The organism is Peribacillus sp. NPDC094092 (assembly GCF_050279365.1).
Classification (GTDB): Bacteria; Bacillota; Bacilli; order Bacillales; family DSM-1321; genus Peribacillus.
Genome location: NZ_JBNNUC010000002.1, coordinates 1,175,799 through 1,194,176, shown reverse-complemented (window position 1 = coordinate 1,194,176; position 18,378 = coordinate 1,175,799). Strand labels below are relative to the sequence as shown.

Genomic DNA, 18,378 nt, shown 5'->3' with positions numbered 1-18,378 from the left:
CTTAGTCTTTAATGAATGCCAGCACTTCAGCTCTAGTACGGTGATCCTTCGCAAACGTTCCCCTTACAGCCGAAGTCACTGTTTTAGATCCGGGTTTTTTTACACCGCGCATCGTCATGCACATATGTTCAGCCTCCACTACAACCATTACACCATGAGGTTCGAGCTTTTCCATTATCGAGTCAGCAACTGTTGAAGTGATTCGCTCTTGAAGTTGAGGACGCTTCGATACAGCCTCAACTGCCCGTGCCAATTTACTTAAGCCAGTCACTTTTCCGTTTTTCGGAATATATGCTACATGGGCTTTCCCATAAAAAGGGACTAAATGATGTTCACATACCGAGTAAAACGGAATATCCTTTACAAGTACGAGTTCTTCATGATCCTCGCCAAAAACAGTATCGAAATATTCCTTTGGATCCTGATTAAGTCCAGAGAAAATTTCTTCATACATTCTGGCTACACGGCCAGGAGTATCCAGCAGTCCTTCCCTCGTTGGGTCTTCCCCTACAGCCTCAAGAAGCATTTTAACCGCTTCTTCTAATTTGGCATGATCAACATTAGCCATTTTTTGTACCTCCTAAAAAATCAATAATATTATGTATTCAGATAAAAAATCCAAGGCGCAGTACCCGGACATCCATAATTGCCATTATTAAAGCGACCCATTCCCCCATACATTGATGCCCTTTAAAGGCAGTTTCGCCGGAAGCGGTATTCGGGGGGCATTTCCTTGTGATGGGTTTACATTCTGCAGCGTATCTAAAATATTCACTGTCTTTTATATTATCACAGATGGAAATTAAGAAGCAAAAAAAGGACCGCGTTTTCACGCGGCCCTTTTCGGTTAAGCACCCGTATGTAATGGTAGAATTACTTCACTGCATCTTTCAGCGCTTTACCGGGTTTGAAAGCTGGCACTTTGCTAGCTGCAATTTCGATTTCGTCACCAGTTTGTGGGTTACGGCCTTTACGAGCCGCACGTTCACGAACCTCAAAGTTACCAAAACCAATCAATTGGACTTTATCACCGTTTTTTAGAGCTTCTAAGATTGTATCAAAAACAGCATCAACAGCTTTTGTAGCGTCTTTCTTAGAAATTTCAGTTGCTGTAACAACTTCATTAATTAATTCTGTTTTGTTCATGCCATTCACCTCCTCCCAAAAGGGATCTTTATAAAAAATCATTATTACAACACTATAATAGTGATTTGATATTGGTTTCGGTCAAAAAATTTTCATTCCCTGGAAATCATGGATTACCAAGCCCGGTTAATTTCCAAATAATTCATCCGGAATTTTATAAATAGGTTGAAATCGCTGTTATAACGCGTTTTCTGTATGTAGATTATCACAAATCCTATTAGCTTAGCAAGGGAATTCAAAAAATAATGGGAATCTTTTCATTAATAATTGTATATATTATAAATTTTGTCTTTCGCTATTCATCATTTCCCTTTTTTATAGAAATTAAACTTATTATATTGCTGAAAATCGCATAACCACAGGGTTTTTTCAAGATTATACTAAAGAAAGGCAGATCATTTCAAATATTAACGTTCATAAATGATATTTTTCCTGCGATCCTGCCGTTCATCCCATGCAAAAAGACCAATCCATAAATGGAGTTGGTCAGCTTTTAAACGGGTTCTATAAGATGATGGCAATCAATCCCCCACTGCCCTCATTAATAATCCTCTCCAGTGTTTCTTTCAGTTTATAGCGAGCATTGTCTGGCATCATCGCTAATTTCACTTGTATGCCTTCCCTTACGTAGGAACTTAGGCTTCTTCCAAAAATATCGGAGTTCCAAATGGAAAGTGGATTGTCTTCGAAATCCTGCATCAGATACCGGACTAATTCCTCACTTTGCTTTTCCGTACCGATGATCGGCGAGAATTCGGATTCAACATCGACCTTGATCATATGGATGGAAGGAGCAACGGCTTTTAGCCTGACACCGAACCTGGCTCCCTGACGGATGATTTCCGGTTCATCAAGACTCATATCGTTAAGGGATGGGGCCGCAACACCATATCCAGTCTGTTTGACCATTCTTAATGCATCGGCCACCTGATCATATTCGGCTTTAGCATACGCAAAGTCCTGCATCAATGATAACAGATGATCCTTGCCCCGGATCTCTACACCGACAATTTCCTTCAGGATATCATCATAGAGTTCATCAGGGGCGTATAGGTCTATTTCTGCAACACCCTGCCCCATCTCAATGCCTGCAAGCGCGGCACGGTCAATGAACTCGAATTCATTGAAATGACCGACTACACGATCTACATCCCTCAGGCGTTTAATGTCCTTGACGGTCTCTTTAACCGCGTCCTGGTAACTTTCCCTCAACCAATGATCCTCGCGCAGAACCATTACCCAGCTTGGGAGATTAACATTGACCTCAAGAACAGGAAATTCGTACAGGGCCTCGCGCAGTACGCTATAAACGTCCGATTCCCGCATACCCTCGACACTCATGGCCAATACAGGGATATCATACTTTTCCTGCAGGGATTCCTTCAGAGCTACCGTATTCGGGTGGTGGGGCTGAACGGAATTGACAATCATGATAAATGGCTTGCCAACCTCCTTCAATTCTTCGACAACCCTTTCCTCTGCCTCTAAATAATCACTTCGCGGAATTTCCCCTATCGATCCATCCGTCGTAACGACTACGCCTAGTGTGGAATGATCCTGAATTACTTTGCGAGTGCCGATCTCAGCCGCCTCATTGAACGGAATCGGTTCTTCATACCAAGGCGTGTGTATCATGCGGGGACCATTTTCATCTTCATACCCTTTAGCCCCGGGAATTGTATAACCGACACAATCGACTAAACGGATGTTCACGTCGAGGCCTTCAGCTACTTGAATCGATGCTGCCTGGTTCGGTACGAATTTTGGTTCCGTCGTCATGATCGTCTTTCCGGCTGCACTTTGAGGCAATTCATCCTGTGCCCTGGCACGGTCCGCCTCTGACGGAATATTCGGAATGACGACTAGCTCCATGAATTTTTTAATAAATGTGGATTTTCCAGTCCTGACGGCACCGACCACCCCCAAGTATATATCGCCACCGGTCCGTTCAGCTATATCTTTAAAAATATCTACCTTTTCCAAGGTATCCCCTCCCGAATTAGAGTTTTGGGATTTCGTTTATCCATTTGCATTTATTTAGGACAATATATATCTATGATGTTGTCCTAAAAATTTATTCCAATTATTTCCCTGGTTCAATCCCTTCCTCCACCAGAAATTTTATATAAGGGTTGTTATTTTAAAAGTAAGATGAAATAAAGATAAAAGAAATAACCCTTCCCCTACAATATATTTTGCAGAAGAAGGGTTATGCCTATTTTGTAAGAAATATTGGATTATTTGTTTTTCCATCAATTGTATATGGCAATGAGTAGGCAGGGACGAACTCGGAACTCTGAACCAGCAGTTCCCGGATATCTTCACCTGGCTTCATTTCCCCCTCATGCTTCTTTAATGCCTCAAGTAAATCCGGGGTATAATCAACAAAAATACTTCCTTGACCATCGACTACAAGATATAAGTCTTTTTGTGAAAATGGGCTCGTGACCGTCGGAGCTTCCTTCAGGCCCATTTTCTCATAATCAAGAGTGAAGACATTATCGGATAACCTTTCCTTAAATGGCGGGTATCCGTTGTTTTGCTGATAAGCAGTCAATCTCAGGGAAACATCCTGAATCTTCTGTGCCATCCTGACATCCAACAGCTTTACAGTCGGATCCTTTTCAACATTTACGAGGATGTATTGAAAGACGCCTCCCGATTCAAAGGCATTGTCTGGCGGTTCAGCCATATACCTTGGTGAAATCTTAGAAAATTTTATGACATATTTTTGATAAATCGGTGTTTCAGCATCTTTTGTAACGATCGGCAGTATGCCGCCTTCATCTTTCTGAAATTGATCCACTGCACTTTGGACTGATTGTATTTGCTCTTTATAAGGCAGTTGGTTTTGGATTTTTTGCTTCTCCGGGTATAAGCAGCCAGATAATGATACAGAGATGCATAATAAACATAATATTTTGAAAAAATTTCTCATCATTTCTCCTCACCTATCAAGTGGTTGGCCCGCTAAGAACAACGATAAGGATGATCAAACCGGCCAGAATCATAAGTATGTATGCGATAATTGCTGTCAAGACTCTCCAAAAACCTTTTAATTTATAGCGGCTTAAGTAGATTAGAAATATAGAGATAACCATAAAGCCCATAGCTATAAAGGATATCCACATTTTTTGCAGAGCAGGTGTCATATCTTCATCACTCCTTTTTCCAGAAATTATTATAACATACCAAATTACGTTAAAGGAATTAAATCCTTGTCCAATCTGTGTAATTCCCATTCCCATGACTCATTTTTCTTGAAAAAAAATCCTTGGGAGCAGTTAATAAACGAAAAATATGTAAGCAATCCCACACCCCATCCCTCCAATCAAAAAAAAACAGCCCAAAGGCTGTTTTTCTGCTTACTTAAATTAAGATTGAAGCGTCGGCAAGACCTCTTTAAACGCTTTAATGACTGTATCGACTTCATCCAACTTAATAGTCAATGACGGCTCAATCCTTATTGTTTTGGAATTTATGAGCGTACCTGCTACCAAGATGCCTTTATCAAAGAGGGCTTTTGAGAATTCATAACCCACTTCATCTTTATGGAACTCAATACCAATCATCAAACCTTGGCCGCGAATCTCCAAAACCTTATCTTTATGCTCATCAGCCACTTCCCTTAACCCATTTAAGAAGTATTCACCAACTTCTGCAGCACGCTGCGGTAAGTTTTCTTCCAAAAGTACGTCGATCGTAGCAATGGCCGCAGCACAAGCTAGCGGATTTCCGCCAAATGTCGTAGTGTGCATGAATGGATTGTCGAACCAGCTTTTAAACACTTTCTCATTGGCTACAACAGCCCCTGCTGGCATTACTCCGCCGCCAAATGCTTTCGCTAAACAAATAATGTCCGGAACAACATCGTATAGCTCGGAAGCGAACATTTTACCTGTACGGCCCATTCCAGTTTGCACTTCATCCAATATTAATAACGCATCATATTCGTCACATAATGCACGAACCTGCTTTAAATAACCTTGAGGAGGAAGGATGACCCCACCTTCACCCTGGATTGGCTCCAATAGCACAGCAGCAACATCTTCACCGACCAACGCACAACTTTCAAACGTTTTTCTCATCATATCCACATCACCAAAAGGTACATGACGCACACCTGGGATCAATGGAATGAATGGTTTTCTGAACATGCCCTTTGCCGTTGCCGATAGTGAACCAAGGCTTTTCCCATGAAATGATTTTGTCGTGGAAATGATCGTGTGTCGATCACTGTACATTTTGGCCAGCTTAAGTGCAGCCTCCACGCTCTCGGTACCGCTATTCGTGAAGAACGAGTATTGTAGATCTCCCGGCGTGATTTCTGCAAGGATCTTGGCAAGCATTGCACGTAATGGATCAAGTAAGTCCTGGCTATGGAGGGCTTGTCTTTGCAATTGATCGGTTACAGCCTTCACTACTTTAGGGTTACGGTGGCCTACATTATAAATACCAAATCCACCTAAACAATCAATATATTTTTTTCCATTTACATCCGTAAAACAGGAATCTTGATCAGACCACTCCACCGAAGCGAATTGTGTGTCTTTAGTGACCGTCTTGCGGTATTCCAAAAACCCTGGGTTAACATGGTTACGGAAATTCTCGACCGTTTCTTTTGTTACCCACTGTGCATCTTCTTTTGAAATTTCTTTTTGTTCGATTAATTGAAGCACTTTTTTAATATAATCCTGGGTTGCTGTTTGGTTAGCTTGAGTGTTTTTACTTTCTAGGTTAATTGACATTTTTTTAATCTCCTTTTTTTATGACTAGTTGTTGGTTAATTAAGATTGCTTCTTTATGAAACTTTGATGCTTACCTCCCTTTTTTCTTATACTTATTAATCAAGCAAGAACCATGCCAAGTTAATTAACCAATAAAATCGCATTTTTTTTTGATAAATCGCTTCGATACTATGCAAATGTGCATACCTTTATTTCACTTTGCATAATCATGTTGAAAATCATTAAAACTTTCCTAAAACCTGCAATAAAAATAAAAGCCGTTGACAAGTGATTTGCATCACTCGGCAACGGCTTTTATTCAAAATGCATTGTTTTCGATTTTCTTACTCTGTTCAGCTAACACTTTTTGATATTTCCTGCTCACTGACGATTGACTTATCCCGAGCGCTTTAGCCGCTTTGGTCGTGGTTTTATACTGTTTCATGGCAAGCATGATCAATTGTTCTTCGACATGATCCTGTGCTTCCTGCAGTGGAAGTATCCTCGTTATGATGGGTTTCGATTGTTTAAAGTCACTGCCCACAGGTATGAACCTTTGAATGAAGTCAGCATCGATCATCTCTTCGTCTGCAGAAACAACCAACCTTTCAATCATGTTCTGCAATTCACGAATATTCCCCGGCCAGGTATAGACTTCCAGTATATTTAATGCATCAGGGGAAAAGTGGTAATTCCGCTGATACCTTTCATTCAGTTTTTGCAGGAAATGAAAGGCGAGCGGTGGTATATCCTCCGGCCTCTCCCTTAAAGGCGGTACATGTATAGGTATGACGTTCAATCGATAGAATAAATCTTCTCTGAATGTGCCCATTTCGACCATTTTTTCCAGACTCTTATTCGTGGCTGCAACAATTTGAACATCAATGGAAATGGGCGTAGTGCTGCCAATCGGAATCACTTCCTGTTCCTGGAGGACCCGCAGAAGTTTGACTTGCAAATGTATCGGCATGTCACCCACTTCATCAAGGAATAAAACACCTTTATTTGCCTGTTGAAAGTATCCTACCTTGCCATTTTTATCAGCACCTGTAAAGGAACCCTTCGTATAACCAAATAATTCACTTTCGAGGAGGTTTTCCGGAATCGCCCCGCAATTTATCTTCAGGAAAGGTTGTTTGGATCGTCTGCCCATTTTATGAATGGCTTCGGCTATCACTTCTTTACCTACTCCCGACTCTCCATTGATTAATACTGTAGATGAAAAATGAGCGATTTTCCTGACTTGGCTGATTATCTGCTCCATTTTAGGACTTGCAAAAACCAACTCTTTATAAAATTGATCTTGTTTTTTGAAAGAGTCCAGTTCTTTCCTCATTTCATTTAATTCCGATTTCAATTGTGTCGTTTCCGTTATATCCCTTGATGCAATGACTATTCGATCTATATCCCCTTTTTCATTGAACACAGGGGTGCCCACGGATAAGACTTTCTTATTCATTTTCGTATCCTGGACAATCGATACTTTCTTCTTTTGTTCAAGGACTAACCGGGTGACCGAAGGATTAAAAATCCCCTCATCTTCTAATTGCAAGAGATTCTTCCCTATATAATCTTTTAAGTTCTTCCCCCAGAACCCTGAGATGATGCTGTCACTATAGCGAAGCAGCTCTCCTTTTTGATTGACTACAAGTATTTCATCATAGATATTCGCCAAAATGGCATTCAAGTCTTTATTCGAGCTTTTTATCAATTCTATTTCCATGGCCATTTCCTCAACCATCGGTAAATCCTGAACGATGATGATCAGGCCTTCCACCTCTTTTTCATGGTTCAGAATCGGGCTATAGTCGACAAGGACACTCATGACATCAGTAATCTCCAGCTGATTCAGAATACTGCTCCCGCTGGCAAACACGCTATGTATATGCTGCTTATTGAAAATGTTCGCAGCAGGTTCATTAAGGACTTGTTCAGAAGGCTTTTTTATCATCTTCAAGCCTGATTCATTAAAGTTCACGATATTCTTTTCTTTATCAGCCACGAAAATCCCCATGGGAATGGAGGTTAAAATAACATTTAGCAGGTCTAAATTTTGTTTGCTGTCCTGCTTGAATAATTCAGCTAATACATCTTCCCTTTTTACATAACCGGTTAGCTGGCCATCATCCGTTTTTATCAGTACGATAGGTTCACCGATAATTTGAAACAGGAGCGGCAAGGAAATGTTAGGGTGCAATTTACAGACATTATCAATCGAAAAAGCATACTGTAAAAGTTGATCGACTGTCGTTATTTTTTCATTTAACGGGAGGTCATCCATGCGGATATACGCAAACACTTGATTTTCCTTCACAAGAAAGAAGAAAGGTTCCTGTATCTCATGAATTTTTTGGTCTGAAAATGTAGGCTGATCAATTGTTATAGTTATGAATGGTCTTATTTTATCATCCGGAATAGATAACACATTTTCACTCTCCTTTTGTAACCTAACCTATATTTTATCATAATTCTGAATTGCAAGATAAAAAATACTTGCATCATTACTCAATATCCACCATTTACCTTTTTTCGTTTCACAACAAAAGGGTCCTTTAACGGACCCTTTGACCTAAAAACCTGGTATGCACCTTTGACTTATGTTATATATGACCGTTCACCTTTTCTTATGCCGTCTATTCGAATCGTCTTTCGCATCCAAGTATGGTCGCCCTCGCCATATGCTTTTTATAAAAATAGGGCAACTTCCATCATACCGTCATTACGGTTCAATACCAGTATGCAAAGTTTTGAAAACACTATAAAAACTTAAAGGATTTGCTTTCATAGCCAATTTCATCCACATGACAGCGATAAACGTCACAATAATCAGTAAATTCAGGACCCTTGTATAAGCCGTTTCAGAAGGAAGCTGTTAGGAGCCGAACAGCAATAATTGACCATTCGAATGAGCGATTAATCCATCATTACCGACTAGCCTACAAGAAAACCGCCATATGTATGAATAGACTTTTTTGTATACGCATATACCGAACCTGCCGCAGGAATGATCTTTCCATAACTGTATGCTGTGAAAAGTATGACCATAGCTTCCGGAAATCAGTGACATATTCTTGCTCATAATGCTGGACACCAGTCGCTGACGCCATGGACGAAAAATAAAACAACAGGCATGGGAATTAACGCCGCCCTCTTCATTTTCTCATCAGCCATATAACAACCACCTTTGCTACATGAATACATTAGATTCACTGTGCTTTTTCAAAACGGAATAGCGGAGGGGATTCCGTAAACCATTTTGTCCGATACAGAAGATAGCCAATCCCAATTAACGCCCAGACAATTCCTAAAATCAATGAACTCATCTCGAGATTAAGCCAAAGGATGAAGACCGAAGCCGCGCCTAAAACCGGTGAAAGAATAGTTGAAAGAAATCCTTTAATCGTTCTGAAGCTTTTATTTCTTATTGCGTGGACGATTACGCAAATATTCACGAAGGTAAAAGCCATTAAAGCCCCAAAGTTTATGAGGGAAGTGGCCGTAACCAAATCAAGGAATAAGGCAACCAATGATATGGATCCGACAAATATGACATTAAAAAACGGCGTGTTGTATTTGGGGTGGATAAACCCAAATAGTTTTTTTGGGATCATTTGGTCACGCCCCATGACATATAGCAACCTAGAAACACTAGCATGAGATGCAAGACCGGAGGCAAGGGTACCACATAAGGTTCCTGCAAGAAAGAAAGCCTGAAATAACTTTCCGCCAACGAATAGGGCAATTTCCGGTGAAGCTGCTTCAGGATCGCTAAAACGGGAAACATCCGGAAAAAATAACTGTGTAAAGAATGATGCCGTCACGAATAATCCCCCTCCGATAAGGGCAGTCAAAAAGATGGCCCGGGGAACCGTTTTGGATGGATGCGAAGTTTCTTCCGATAAAGTAGTGACTGCGTCAAACCCCAAGAATGAAAAACAAAGGATCGTAGCACCAGATATGAGAGTCGACATTTCCAGGTGCGGCCCGATGAACGGCTGAACCGACAAGACCTCTCCAGTGCCTTCTCCACTCATGACTCCTTTAACGACAAGTGCCACAAAAATAACGATGACCAACATTTGAAAAAAGACAAGGAAGCTATTAAAGTTGGCTGCAATATTAACATTGAATAAGTTTATGACTGTCATTAAAAGGACAAATGCCACTACCCATATCCACGGGTATACATCCGGAAAAAGAGCAGTTAAGTATATTTTTGTTAAAATGCCGTTCACCATCGGTAAAAATAAATAATCAAGTAACGAAGACCACCCGACAAGGAAGCCTAAATGTGGATTAATCGTTTTTTGTGTATAAGTATAGGATGAACCTGCCTGTGGATAGATTTTCACCATTTTCCCATAACTTGCCGCAGTAAACAACATCGCTGAAAGAGCAATGACATATGCGGTTGGCACATGCCCCCCCGTTTGTTCCGAAACTATCCCGAATGTATCAAAAACAACCATCGGCGTCATATATCCAACACCAAGCAATACGATATGCCATAAAGTTAAAGACCTTTTCAGTTCACCTGTTTGCATGTATCATTCCCCTTCCTTTTTTTAGCGAAAAAAGTAAACCAACTTTTCTTGCCTGCCTCATAATTTTTTGGTCATATTACACACAGCAATTTTCATACCAAAAAAAATAGTCGATTTTTAACAAAAAACAAGGAAATATGTAGAACGTTTTATGCAAAACTGAATAAACTATTCATTTATTCATAAATCATAAGAGAACAGATGATTTTTTGACCAAAAAAAAGCAGAAGATATCTGGATATCTTCTGCTCATTTGACTAAATCCCCCGTGCCGAGGTCAAATTACTAGTTTACTTTCGTTGCATTGTATGCTGATACACGGCAAGGCGCATCATCAAATGCCTAATTTAATGAAATTCTTTTAAGAAATCAACAAACTGGAGGTTAATCTTGCTGCCTGCTATCCAATATGTTATAAAGTTCTTCCATCTCATTCGTTTTTGAACGATTCATCAAAAGGTCAACAGCCTTTTTCACTTCTTCCCCATTGAATAAAACATCATACAAGGCTTCTGTGATCGGCATGTTCACTTCATACTTTTGGGCTAATTGATAGGCTGCTTTAGTGGTTCTGACACCTTCAACGACCATACCCATGTTTTCCAAAACTTCTTCAAGCTTTTGTCCTTTACCAAGCATATTCCCGGCTCTCCAATTACGGGAATGAACGCTTGTACAAGTAACGATCAAGTCGCCAATCCCAGCTAAACCTGAAAACGTTAATGGGTTAGCCCCCATGGCCACCCCTAGACGGGATATTTCAGCCAATCCTCGTGTCATTAATGCAGCCTTGGCATTATCCCCATAACCTAATCCATCGGTAATGCCGGCAGCCAAAGCAATGATGTTCTTCAATGCCCCTCCGATTTCAACACCGATCATGTCCGGATTTGTATATACACGGAAATTATTATTGATAAAGATGTCCTGAACCCTTTCGGCAGCTTGCATATTCTTTGAAGAAACGGCAACTGTTGTCGGGTGACGCAGACTTACTTCTTCAGCATGGCTCGGGCCTGAAAGTACCACTATATCCTTAAGCCACTCAGACGAAGAGACTTCTTCAATCATTTCCGATATACGAAGCAGTGAATCAGGTTCAATTCCCTTACTCACATGAACGATTGTCAATGGTTTATCATGAGCCTCTTCAATCTGACCAAGCACTTCCCTATAGGCTTTGGTCGGCACAGCCAATATAATTATTTCAATCCCTGCCAACGCTTCCTTAATGGAAGAATATCCTTTAATTCCCAAAGGCAATTCAATCCCAGGCAAATATTTTTCATTTGTATGATTTTGATTTATTTCATTGATCTGTTCCTGATTATGTCCCCATAATCTCACTTCATGCTGGTTATCGGCGATTACGAGCGCTAAAGCAGTTCCCCAGCTCCCAGCTCCAATCACTGCGATACTTTCTTTATCTTTCACCATGATATAACCACCTTTACTATTTTCTCTGGCGTCCAAAAATTCGTATTGGTGTTCCTTCAAAACCAAAGGCATCCCTAATTCGATTTTCTAAAAATCTCTCATATGAGAAATGCAATAACTCCGGATCATTAACGAATACAACGAAAGTTGGCGGCTTGATCGCTACCTGAGTCGTATAATAAATTTTCAAACGGTTACCATTATGGGTCGGTGTCGGATTCATCGCAACCGCATCCATGACCACTTCATTCAAGACATTTGTCTGAACCCGGATAGCATGATTCTCACTAGCCTGATCAATGACCGGTATTAAGGTATGTGTCCGTTTTTTCGTTAAGGCAGAAAGATAAATGATCGGCGCATAATCCAAGAATAGGAAATGGGCACGGATCTTTTCTTCAAAATCCTTCATCGTTTTTTCGTCTTTCTCGATGGCATCCCACTTATTGACGACGATGATGACCGCCCTACCCGCTTCATGGGCATATCCGGCAATTTTTTTATCCTGCTCACGAATACCTTCTTCAGCGTTCAGGACCACAAGAACAACGTCAGAACGTTCAATTGCCCTTAATGCACGAAGTACGCTATATTTTTCCGTACTTTCATACACTTTACCTTTTTTCCGCATCCCTGCTGTATCAATAATGACATATTCTTTGCCATTATATTTATAAGGAGAGTCTATCGCGTCGCGAGTCGTACCTTCAATATCACTTACGATGACACGTTCTTCACCTAACAATGCATTGACCAAAGATGATTTACCTACGTTCGGTCTTCCAATCAAACTGAATTTAATGACATCATCAGCATAATCCTGGCCGCTGAATTTCGGGAAATGTTTGGCCGCTTCATCCAGAAGGTCACCAAGACCAAGTCCATGAGAACCGGAGATCGGGAATGGATCCCCAAAACCTAACGCATAGAAATCATAAATTTGATCTTTCATTTCTGGGTTATCGACTTTATTTACTGCAAGGACAACTGGCTTTCTCGATTTATAGAGTATCTTAGCTACTTCTTCATCAGCAGCCGTTACCCCTTCACGACCATTCGTCATGAAAATTATCACATCAGCTTCGTCGATGGCAATTTCAGCCTGCTGGCGAATTTGTTCCAGGAACGGCTCATCACCGATATCAATTCCACCTGTATCAATTATGTTAAACTCATGTGTCAACCATTCACCAGAACTATAAATCCTGTCCCGGGTTACTCCAGGAACGTCTTCGACAATCGAAACCCGTTCTCCAACTATTCTATTAAAGATTGTCGATTTTCCCACGTTCGGACGACCGACTATCGCAATTACCGGTTTTGGCATTGCTATTCACCCTTTCTGCTACTATATCTCTGTCAAAGTCACGAAATTCATGAATGCATTTATTACGATTGCTTTGCATTATTGATTTTCATCATTTCCTTTTAAAGGAAAAGGCTGTATTCATCATCATTTAAAGGAATCTTCCATCAGCAAGAAAATCCCAACTGATGTTCAGTTAAACTCATCAAGTATTCACGTACAGTTTGTCCAATTGACGCCCCGGTTCCTATAGTGACGTGAAGCAGAACCACCTGCATGCTCAAACTTGATTATAAACAGCCCAAAAAAATGAAGAAAGCTTCGACGTACGGCTTCCTTTTTAATTGTTTAGAGCATTTTACGATTTATCTACAGACCTCTAACTATCCTATAGTAACAAATTTCTCGCCAATCAACAATGATTGTATGAATAAAAGCCTTCCAATACCAATTGGTTCCATTTATATTTCTCCCTTTTAGCGGCTAATACCCCAAACCATTTTTCACCTTACTCTTCATTGATTAAAATTCTCTTTTGCTTGTTTTGATAAAAGTCTCGTTTGGGATATTAAATAAATGTATTGGCCAACCATTTCCAACATTCTCCACGCCATGTTTGCGCCCAATACCAGAACTGCATTATCATGCCATCCGTAAGCAAGGGCCACATAAGGTAATGAGTGGTAAACAAGTAATGCAGAATATATGATATCTCCCATCATCATTCCAATTAAGAGGACGAACAGTCGATGTTTCCAATTTTTAAAAAGTAATAGGATAAGATAATTCAGGAAAATACACAAAAGATAAGCGGGCTTCATGATGAGCCATATCGGATCAAGCAAAGAAAAAAGTTGAAAACTGGCATAAGCGAGAGTGATAATAAGACTTCCGCTGATCAGCTCCACCATCTTGATGATTGATTTCTTCCTAATATATACACACAGTATAAAGAAAAGGTACAGACCGCTTAAATGAACGGAAACCAATGGAGCTTCCAGTTTATAGCCCGCTAATACCATCACGGCTAATAGATGAAAAAGAAAATCAAAACGATAGGGAACCGTTTTTGGAATAAAAAACATGACAATGACCCAAACTATCCATGAAATCCAATAAAATATAATTCCATCCATGCAGCGTCCCCCCCTTTTAGGAACATTATGGCTTGTTTATTCAAAGTATAAACATGAAGCACGGCATTTAATGAGGAAAACCTTCCCCCTATCAATTAAAAGGAGGTGTGAACATGGGAAAAGATCGGCAAGAGAAGAAATTGAAAGAAAGTAAACGAGTGGAGTCCGACAGGGACCAATCACTTGATCATAAAGGGGCAACAAGAATGGAGGGCCCTGAAGAGGCACGAAAAAGGAATAGTTAAGTCTGTCCCTGAACAAAAAGAAGCATCTCAATTCAATGAGATGCTTCTTTTTTGTTCATTCATTTAGCATACGCCGAGCAATCAATACCTCTTTGAGATAACCAATGATAGGTATTTCCTTTGATGACTAATTTCGATTTCCTTAGTTCTGGGATGGTACCGCACCCGAGCGCAGTCATGATGACCTTCAAATCTTCATGTATGTAGTGTATTTCTTTAATCAATTGTTCCAAGCCCAACTCTTTATAGATCTTGAGGAAATGTCCGGCCAATCCGACTCCTTTCGCTCCTAATGCCAGGCTTTTTGTAATTTCCAAAGGGCTTTGAATTCCACCTGATCCAATGACTGAAAGCTGTGGTGAAACATTAACTGCTTCGACAATCGAAGCGGCTGTCTGTATGCCCCATTCATTAAAATATCCGAGTATTTTTGCTCGTCTTTCATTCTCGATTTTAGCAAAATTCGTTCCGCCAAACCCGCCTACATCAATGATCGAAACACCCACGGAATGTAATTGCCGCACCGTTTCCATACTCATCCCAAACCCAACCTCTTTTACGATGACGGGAATTCCAATCGTTCTGTTGATTTTTTCTATTCTCGAAAGGGTTCCCGCAAAATCCCTGTCCCCTTCAGGCATCGTCAATTCCTGGATGACGTTAATATGAATCTGAAGGGCATCGGCCCCGATCATTTCGCTTGCCCACTTAGCCTGTTCGACTGTTGCTTCTCCACCGAGATTACCAATCAACACACCATCAGGATTTTCCTTCCTTACAACTTTAAAAGAAGCTTGCTGGGCAGAATCCTTGATGGCTGCCATTTGCGATCCTACCGCCATGGCAATTCCCGTTTCCCTTGCAGCAACTGCTAGGTCACCATTCAATTTTTCGGTTTCAGGGCCTCCGCCTCCGGTCATGGCATTTATAAAAATTGGCGAACTTAATTCAAGTTCGCCAACTTCTGCTGTGAGGTTCACATTATTCAAGGAAATACCTGGTAAGCTTTGGTGAATAAACGAAATATCTTCTAGCCCAGTTTTATGCTGCTGTCCTGTCTTTAGCGCAAATTCTATATGATCTAATTTTCGTTGTTTTCTCTCCAAGGCCATCACCATTATTATCTTATTTTAGTTTTTTCAATTGATCACCGATCATTTCACCTAGCTGAAAGCCCTTCGATTCTTCAGGGAGTTCATAATCCGAGGTGTTGTAATTGGATTGAGGTTCTTCAAGTTCCTTGATGCTCAATGATAGACGTTGATCCGTTTCATTGACTTCCAGCACTTTCACTTTGACTGATTGGCCTTCTTTAAGTACTTCTTGCGGTGTGGCAATATGCTTGTGCGAAATCTGTGAAATATGGACAAGCCCTTCTACCCCTGGAAAAATCTCCACGAATGCACCGAAAGAAACAAGGCGCTTGACGACACCTTCCAGTGTAGAGCCTTTGGCCGCTTTTTCTCCAATGCCTGCCCATGGTCCCGGAAGGGTATCCTTGATGGAAAGCGAAATCCTTTCATTATCACGATCGATGGACAGTACTTTCACTTGTACCTTATCCCCTTCGGAAACGACATCCGATGCCTTGTCGACATGCTGATGGGAAAGCTGGGAAATGTGGACAAGGCCGTCTACGCCTCCAATATCCACGAATGCACCAAAATCGGTTATCCTTTGGACCACACCCTCAAGCACTTGCCCGCTTTCAATCTTATCCAAAACGTTTGCTTTTTGCTTTTCCTTTTGGTCTTGGACCACTGCCCGATGTGAGAGGATTAAGCGATTCTTGTCTTTCTCAAGCTCAACGATCTTGAATGTTAAAGTTTTGTTTTTGTAATCAGAAAAGTCTTCAACGAAATAGTCTTCTACTAGAGAAGCTGGAACAAAACCACGTACGCCTAGATCTACAACAAGTCCGCCTTTGACGACATCTTTAACTTCTGCCTCAAATACGTCTCCATTTTCAAATTTCAATTCCAGGTCATCCCATGCTTTAAGAGCGTCAATTTTACGTTTTGATAGAATAAGAGCTTCTTCTTCGACTTTAATCACTTCAAGCTCCAATGCATCACCTTCCGAAACGGCATCTGACGCCTTTTCGACATGCAGGCTTGAAAGCTCACTGATGGGTATGATTCCATCCGTCTTGCTGTTTTCCACATCGACAATGACCTGTTTTTCTTCTACCTTTGAAACGGTTGCTTTAACTTGATCCCCAACTTTGTAATTGTTCACTTCTACCTGATTCATATCTTCTGTCATTACTAACTCCTCCTTAACCCATGACTGATCAGCAAATTTCCTCTTCATCGGCCACATATTTTATTTAAAGTGGTTCAATAAAAACACTTTCCTACTAAAGATAAAAACAGTTTTTTTAGAGTAATAAAGTTATATTCCTTTTCATCTGCATGAAGGAACAATACCCTTATTTTATAAATTCTAACAAAAACAGAAAATTGTCAAGTATGAAGGACTATTTATGCTCGGAAATCAATTTCCGAATATGGTCCATGATGATTTTTGTAGCTTCATCGGCTGATATTTTCTGTTCGCGATATTCGGTGAAATCTATTGGAGGGCCGTAAACGACTTTCAACGGACGTAAAAATTTATATGGGCCGATAATTGCACACGGTATGATAACGGCATCAGACCGCAATGCGAAAAAGCCAGCCCCCGCCAAACCTTCTCCCAATTCACCAGTTTTGCTTCTGGTTCCCTCGGGAAACAGACCGATCGCCTTGCCTTCCTTCAAAAGCTTCAAACCTTTTCTAAGTGATTCCCGATCGCTATTGCCCCGCTTTACGGGAAATGCATTTACTCTAGGTAATATACCCTTTAAAACAGGTGCTTGAAACAACTCTTCCTTCGCCATGAAATGAATATCCCTTGGAGATGTCATGCCAACTATGGGCGGATCCAAATTATCAATATGATTGGCACAGATCAATACTCCGCCCTCTTTAGGGAAATGTTCCTTTCCGAGTGCTTTAACCCTAAACGAAGGCGTTAAAATGCCTTTTACGACGTTTTTGGCAAATGTGTAAAAATCCAATGTCATCTTTTCCTCTCTTCTATTAAAGACATGATACTTTCTGCAACTTCTTGAATCGATAATGAAGTCGTATCTATTTCGATAGCATCTGCTGCCTTTTTCAGTGGCGATACCTCGCGTTCGGAGTCCAGCTTGTCCCTTGTTGCGATTTCTTCCCTTAATTTTTCGATATCTGATGGAAAACCTTTCATTATATTTTCCTGATGCCTCCGCTGTGCCCTTTCATCCACAGAAGCGATTAGAAATACCTTTACTTCGGCGTTTGGTAAAACATGCGTACCGATGTCCCTGCCATCCATGACGACACCGCCATTTTCACCAAAGATCTGCTGCCTGCGAACCAATTCTTCCCGGATGCTCCGGTGCTTTGCCACTTCCGATACGGAACCGGTCACTTCATTGTTCCTGATGTGGGCTGTTACGTCCTCATTATCCAAGAACACCAACTGTCCGTTTTCACTTGGTCTTAATTCGATTTCCGTATTGATGAGAACTTCTGATAATGCTTGTTCATCATCCAGGCGAATCTTTTGATTTAGGGCCTTATAGGTAAGGGCCCTGTACATTGCACCTGTATCCACATATATGTAATTGAACTTTTCTGCAACAATTTTAGCAACCGTGCTTTTTCCAGCAGCAGCTGGCCCATCGATTGCGACTGATAATTTTTTATCCATAAATCCTCCCAAGAATCCTACAATCATGCTGATTATTTAGTACCCTTTCATTTTATCACAACTAGCGGGAAAATCATTAATAAAAGGGATATGTACTTT

At 40.7% G+C, this 18,378-nt stretch carries 16 protein-coding genes; 1 reads left to right on the top strand and 15 read right to left on the bottom strand.

Annotated elements, in window-relative coordinates:
- Nucleotide 1 precedes the first annotated feature (1 nt).
- The 11 genes from folE to ACQKNS_RS14780 all read right to left on the bottom strand — a co-directional run bounded on the left by folE (nt 2) and on the right by ACQKNS_RS14780 (nt 14,296).
- Nucleotides 2-568 carry a GTP cyclohydrolase I FolE gene (gene folE, locus ACQKNS_RS14830; protein WP_063233209.1) on the bottom strand — a complete coding sequence of 189 codons (567 nt, stop codon included), beginning with the start codon at nt 566-568 and terminating at the stop codon, nt 2-4.
- A 305-nt stretch (nt 569-873) separates the two neighbouring features.
- Nucleotides 874-1,146 carry an HU family DNA-binding protein gene (locus ACQKNS_RS14825; RefSeq protein WP_034308023.1) on the bottom strand — a complete coding sequence of 91 codons (273 nt, stop codon included), beginning with the start codon at nt 1,144-1,146 and terminating at the stop codon, nt 874-876.
- A 504-nt stretch (nt 1,147-1,650) separates the two neighbouring features.
- Nucleotides 1,651-3,129, bottom strand: a complete 1,479-nt coding sequence (gene spoIVA, locus ACQKNS_RS14820) for a stage IV sporulation protein A (RefSeq protein WP_098370783.1) — start codon at nt 3,127-3,129, stop codon at nt 1,651-1,653.
- Between the two features lie 232 nt (nt 3,130-3,361).
- A complete protein-coding gene (locus ACQKNS_RS14815; protein WP_427643873.1) occupies nt 3,362-4,087 on the bottom strand; it encodes a hypothetical protein in 726 nt (241 codons plus the stop codon).
- Nucleotides 4,088-4,100: 13 nt separating this feature from the next.
- A complete protein-coding gene (locus ACQKNS_RS14810; protein WP_048681698.1) occupies nt 4,101-4,298 on the bottom strand; it encodes a DUF2768 domain-containing protein in 198 nt (65 codons plus the stop codon).
- Between the two features lie 222 nt (nt 4,299-4,520).
- The gene (locus ACQKNS_RS14805) at nt 4,521-5,894 is read right to left on the bottom strand and encodes a putrescine aminotransferase (RefSeq protein ID WP_427643872.1); all 1,374 of its coding nucleotides are present in this window, start codon (nt 5,892-5,894) and stop codon (nt 4,521-4,523) included.
- 298 nt (nt 5,895-6,192) lie between these two features.
- A complete protein-coding gene (locus ACQKNS_RS14800) occupies nt 6,193-8,298 on the bottom strand; it encodes a sigma 54-interacting transcriptional regulator (protein ID WP_427643870.1) in 2,106 nt (701 codons plus the stop codon).
- Between the two features lie 781 nt (nt 8,299-9,079).
- Entirely contained in the window at nt 9,080-10,417 is a 1,338-nt protein-coding gene (locus tag ACQKNS_RS14795; protein ID WP_427643868.1) for an APC family permease, read from the bottom strand.
- A 384-nt stretch (nt 10,418-10,801) separates the two neighbouring features.
- Nucleotides 10,802-11,854 carry an NAD(P)H-dependent glycerol-3-phosphate dehydrogenase gene (locus tag ACQKNS_RS14790; protein WP_427643866.1) on the bottom strand — a complete coding sequence of 351 codons (1,053 nt, stop codon included), beginning with the start codon at nt 11,852-11,854 and terminating at the stop codon, nt 10,802-10,804.
- A 16-nt stretch (nt 11,855-11,870) separates the two neighbouring features.
- Nucleotides 11,871-13,181: a ribosome biogenesis GTPase Der gene (gene der, locus ACQKNS_RS14785; protein WP_427643864.1), complete on the bottom strand. Its 1,311-nt coding sequence runs from the start codon at nt 13,179-13,181 to the stop codon at nt 11,871-11,873.
- 494 nt (nt 13,182-13,675) lie between these two features.
- On the bottom strand, nt 13,676-14,296 hold the full coding sequence (locus ACQKNS_RS14780; RefSeq protein ID WP_427643862.1) for a YphA family membrane protein: 621 nt from the start codon (nt 14,294-14,296) through the stop codon (nt 13,676-13,678).
- Nucleotides 14,297-14,409: 113 nt separating this feature from the next.
- Here ACQKNS_RS14780 and ACQKNS_RS14775 point away from each other — a divergent pair, with 113 nt between their 5' ends.
- Nucleotides 14,410-14,541, top strand: a complete 132-nt coding sequence (locus ACQKNS_RS14775) for a YpzI family protein (protein WP_076365623.1) — start codon at nt 14,410-14,412, stop codon at nt 14,539-14,541.
- A gap of 59 nt (nt 14,542-14,600) precedes the next feature.
- Here the strand turns inward: ACQKNS_RS14775 and fni are convergent, their stop codons facing one another.
- The 4 genes from fni to cmk all read right to left on the bottom strand — a co-directional run bounded on the left by fni (nt 14,601) and on the right by cmk (nt 18,279).
- A complete protein-coding gene (gene fni, locus ACQKNS_RS14770) occupies nt 14,601-15,647 on the bottom strand; it encodes a type 2 isopentenyl-diphosphate Delta-isomerase (protein WP_427643860.1) in 1,047 nt (348 codons plus the stop codon).
- A 19-nt stretch (nt 15,648-15,666) separates the two neighbouring features.
- On the bottom strand, nt 15,667-16,806 hold the full coding sequence (gene rpsA / locus ACQKNS_RS14765) for a 30S ribosomal protein S1 (RefSeq protein WP_427643858.1): 1,140 nt from the start codon (nt 16,804-16,806) through the stop codon (nt 15,667-15,669).
- A 214-nt stretch (nt 16,807-17,020) separates the two neighbouring features.
- Nucleotides 17,021-17,602: a lysophospholipid acyltransferase family protein gene (locus ACQKNS_RS14760; RefSeq protein ID WP_427644234.1), complete on the bottom strand. Its 582-nt coding sequence runs from the start codon at nt 17,600-17,602 to the stop codon at nt 17,021-17,023.
- A 2-nt stretch (nt 17,603-17,604) separates the two neighbouring features.
- Complete coding sequence (cmk, locus tag ACQKNS_RS14755; protein ID WP_427643856.1) at nt 17,605-18,279, bottom strand: (d)CMP kinase; 675 nt, start codon at nt 18,277-18,279, stop codon at nt 17,605-17,607.
- Nucleotides 18,280-18,378: the final 99 nt, after the last annotated feature.

Coding starts and splice junctions, on each gene's coding strand:
- rpsA (WP_427643858.1), bottom strand. CDS start 16,806: ATGACAGAAGATATGAATCAGGTAGAAGTGAACAATTACAAAGTTGGG.
- ACQKNS_RS14795 (WP_427643868.1), bottom strand. CDS start 10,417: ATGCAAACAGGTGAACTGAAAAGGTCTTTAACTTTATGGCATATCGTA.
- der (WP_427643864.1), bottom strand. CDS start 13,181: ATGCCAAAACCGGTAATTGCGATAGTCGGTCGTCCGAACGTGGGAAAA.
- ACQKNS_RS14815 (WP_427643873.1), bottom strand. CDS start 4,087: ATGATGAGAAATTTTTTCAAAATATTATGTTTATTATGCATCTCTGTA.
- ACQKNS_RS14805 (WP_427643872.1), bottom strand. CDS start 5,894: ATGTCAATTAACCTAGAAAGTAAAAACACTCAAGCTAACCAAACAGCA.
- folE (WP_063233209.1), bottom strand. CDS start 568: ATGGCTAATGTTGATCATGCCAAATTAGAAGAAGCGGTTAAAATGCTT.
- ACQKNS_RS14775 (WP_076365623.1), top strand. CDS start 14,410: ATGGGAAAAGATCGGCAAGAGAAGAAATTGAAAGAAAGTAAACGAGTG.
- ACQKNS_RS14810 (WP_048681698.1), bottom strand. CDS start 4,298: ATGACACCTGCTCTGCAAAAAATGTGGATATCCTTTATAGCTATGGGC.
- ACQKNS_RS14790 (WP_427643866.1), bottom strand. CDS start 11,854: ATGGTGAAAGATAAAGAAAGTATCGCAGTGATTGGAGCTGGGAGCTGG.
- cmk (WP_427643856.1), bottom strand. CDS start 18,279: ATGGATAAAAAATTATCAGTCGCAATCGATGGGCCAGCTGCTGCTGGA.
- ACQKNS_RS14825 (WP_034308023.1), bottom strand. CDS start 1,146: ATGAACAAAACAGAATTAATTAATGAAGTTGTTACAGCAACTGAAATT.
- ACQKNS_RS14780 (WP_427643862.1), bottom strand. CDS start 14,296: ATGGATGGAATTATATTTTATTGGATTTCATGGATAGTTTGGGTCATT.